The sequence below is a fragment of the Roseateles sp. P5_E11 genome (assembly GCF_054049355.1).
Window position 1 is genome coordinate 1 of sequence record NZ_JBFUMO010000637.1, and the last position, 3,134, is coordinate 3,134.

At 67.0% G+C, this 3,134-nt stretch carries 4 protein-coding genes; 3 read left to right on the plus strand and 1 reads right to left on the minus strand.

Translation table 11 applies throughout. The features are described from left to right. The 3 genes from ACXJKR_RS28320 to ACXJKR_RS28330 form a co-directional block, all read left to right on the plus strand. The coding region (locus ACXJKR_RS28320) for an LLM class flavin-dependent oxidoreductase (RefSeq protein ID WP_457325668.1) at positions 1-809 on the plus strand (809 nt) is incomplete at its 5' end. A gap of 4 nt (positions 810-813) precedes the next feature. Beyond that, the gene (gene ssuC / locus ACXJKR_RS28325; RefSeq protein WP_056198904.1) at positions 814-1,578 is read left to right on the plus strand and encodes an aliphatic sulfonate ABC transporter permease SsuC; all 765 of its coding nucleotides are present in this window, start codon (positions 814-816) and stop codon (positions 1,576-1,578) included. A gap of 2 nt (positions 1,579-1,580) precedes the next feature. After that, positions 1,581-2,369 carry an ATP-binding cassette domain-containing protein gene (locus ACXJKR_RS28330; protein ID WP_457325669.1) on the plus strand — a complete coding sequence of 263 codons (789 nt, stop codon included), beginning with the start codon at positions 1,581-1,583 and terminating at the stop codon, positions 2,367-2,369. A 48-nt stretch (positions 2,370-2,417) separates the two neighbouring features. On the opposite strand, the gene ACXJKR_RS28335 is transcribed toward ACXJKR_RS28330, so the two are convergent. Beyond that, positions 2,418-3,020, minus strand: coding sequence for a hypothetical protein (locus ACXJKR_RS28335; protein WP_457325670.1), 603 nt, complete (start codon positions 3,018-3,020; stop codon positions 2,418-2,420). Positions 3,021-3,134 lie beyond the last annotated feature (114 nt).

Genomic DNA, 3,134 nt, shown 5'->3' on the forward strand with positions numbered 1-3,134 from the left:
ATCACGCGGCGCGCTAMGAGCAGAGCGCCGAGTTCATCCGCATCTGGCGCGAACTGCTGGCCCGCTCGCACACCGGCGAGCCGCTGGACCTGGATGGTGAGCATCTCAGCGTCAAGGGCGGCAAGGTGCTCTACCCGCCCATCAACAAGCCCTACCCGCCGGTGTTCTTCGGCGGCTCCTCAGGCCCGGCGCACGACCTGGCTGCGGAGCAGGTCGACACCTACCTGACCTGGGGCGAACCCCCGGCCGAGGTCGAGAAAAAACTCGCCGACGTGCGCGAACGCGCCGCGGCACGAGGCCGCCGCCTGCACTACGGCATCCGCCTGCATGTCATCGTGCGCGAGACCGAAGATGAAGCCTGGCGCGCCGCCGGCGAGCTGCTGTCCGAGCTGGACGAAACCACCGTCACCGCCGCCCAGGCGCGCTTCAAGACCATGGACTCGGTCGGCCAGCGCCGCATGGCCGAACTGCATGGTGGCCAGTTCAACAAGGCCGATGTGCGCCAGGGGCTGGAGATCGCGCCGAATCTGTGGGCCGGCGTGGGCCTGGTGCGCGGTGGCGCGGGCACGGCCCTGGTGGGCAGCCCGCAGCAGGTGGCGGACCGCATCAAGGAATACTCGGACATCGGCCTGGAGTACTTCATCCTCAGCGGCTATCCGCATCTGGACGAGGCCCACCGCTTTGCGGAACTGGTGTTCCCGCTGCTGCCGCTGGGCGTGCGCGAGAAGCTCACCGCGCCCGCGCTGACCGGCCCGTTCGGCGAAGTCGTGGCCAACAGCTACGTGCCCAAGGCCGTTTCCGCGAGCTGAACCGATGTTGCGCCGCCTCATCCCCTGGCTGCTGCCCGCAGCTCTCCTCGTCGCCTGGGAGATCGCCTCACGCAGCGGGGTGCTGTCTGCGCGCATCCTGCCCGAGCCCGCCGCGGTGCTGGCCGCCTTCTGGCAGCTGCTGCGCTCGGGCGAATTGGCGCATCACGTCGCCGTCAGCACGGCGCGGGCCTTCTCGGCGCTGGCCATCGGCGGCGGCCTCGGCCTGTTGCTGGGCCTGCTGACCGGCACCTGGCGCGCGGCCGAGACGCTGCTGGACACGACGCTGCAGATGGTGCGCAACATCCCCGCGCTGGCGCTGATCCCCCTGGTCATCCTGTGGTTCGGCATCGACGAGGCCGCCAAGCTGGTGCTGGTCGCCGTGGGTGTGTTCTTCCCGGTCTACCTCAACACCTTCCACGGCATCCGCAACGTCGACCGCGACCTCATCGAGATGGCGCGCAGCTACGGCCTGTCGGGCTTCCAGCTGTACCGGCAGGTCATCCTGCCCGGCGCCTTGCCGTCCATCCTCGTCGGCCTGCGCTTCTCGCTCGGGCTGATGTGGGTGCTGCTGATCGTCGCCGAGACGCTGTCGGCCCAGGCCGGCATCGGCTACCTGACGATGAATGCGCGCGAATTCCTGCAGACCGACATCGTGCTGGTCGGCATCCTGCTGTATGCGGTGCTCGGCAAGCTGGCCGACGTCGTCGCGCGCGGGCTGGAGAAAGCCTGGCTGCCCTGGCACCGCGGCTATGCGGCTGAGGGGAACTGACCATGTGGCTCACTGAATTCGACACCCCCGTGCTACCGCGAGAGCCCGTGGTGGTCGACACGCCGGCACGCAACACGTCGAACGGCTTGGCGCTGCAACTGCGCGGCGTTGCCAAATCCTTCGGCACACGCCATGTGCTGCAGGACCTGGACCTGACCGTCGCGCCGGGCGAGTTCGTCGCGCTGGTGGGCCGCAGCGGCTGCGGCAAGAGCACGCTGCTGCGGCTCATCGCCGGGCTGGACTCGCCGAGCGCCGGCCTTGTCGAAGCGGGGACGGCGGGCGAGCGCCGGCTGATGTTCCAGGACGCCCGCCTGCTGCCCTGGAAGCGCGTTGTCGACAACGTCGCGCTCGGCCTCGCCGGCCCCGATGCCAGGGACCGCGCGATGGAGGCACTGTCCCAGGTTGGCCTCGCCGGCCGCGGCAGCGACTGGCCGGCGACGCTGTCAGGCGGTCAGCGCCAGCGCGTGGCACTCGCCCGCGCTCTCGTGCACCGCCCTCGCCTGCTGCTGCTTGACGAGCCGTTGGGCGCGCTAGATGCGCTGACCCGGCTGGAGATGCACCGCCTCATCGAGCAGCTCTGGCGCCATCACGGCTTCACGGCCCTGCTCGTCACCCACGATGTCGCCGAGGCCGTGGCCCTGGCCAACCGCGTGCTGCTGATCGACCGCGGCGGCATCGCGCTGGATGCGACGGTCTCGCTGCCTCGCCCACGCTCGCGCACGGCGGCAGGGTTTGCGGAGCTGGAGGAGCGGGTGCTGCGGCAGATCGTCGGCCACCCGGCTTTGGCTTAGCGCCGGAAATGGCCGGCGGCCGACAGGAAGTCCGTGTCGGTTGACTTGCTAGCCCTCACTTGCCATGCCTCTGAGCACATTAACCAGCTCGGGCAGGCGTACCCAAACCTCACCAGAGAATACGTTTGTCTCTGTGACCTTCGCTGGAATTGTGGAGACGGCGCTTGGCAAAACAACATAGCGCGTGGGCACCGCGACGCCGTCCTTGTATTGGAAGTCAGCAACCCAATGAACTCTCAATGCACCGTTTCCGCTGTGCATCACGGTGTTCCTGCGAAGGCGGGAGGCACACCGCTTCTCGTGCTCGGCCTCAGCGTCGCGATGCATGGAATTGGCACTCATCACTGGCTCGTGCCTGCTCCCAGGCCCCACAAGGAACAGGACGTAGCGATTTCCAATTTCGTAGCCGTAGTAGTTCCCAAACTCAATAGTTGCCCCGGCTGAAGCGCCTTTGAATCCGTCGACTATCAAGGCCGAGTACTTGGCGCCGCAGGACTTCTCGCCCGTGCCAATCGTCTCACCAGACGTCACCTCCACCAAAGCGACGATGTCCGCATCTTGAAAGAGCTGAGAGACTTCAATCGGCGGCAGCGTCGTTCCCTGAACCATACAGTGGAGGCCGACTACGCAGACTAAGACCAATCGCTTCATGGTGATGGCCAGCGTGGGAGCTAAGCGGACAGCGAATCCGTCCGCTGCAGCGAATGATTAATTGAAGCTCTCATTGCATGTGGGGTGAATTGGTGACGGGAACAACGCCGACGA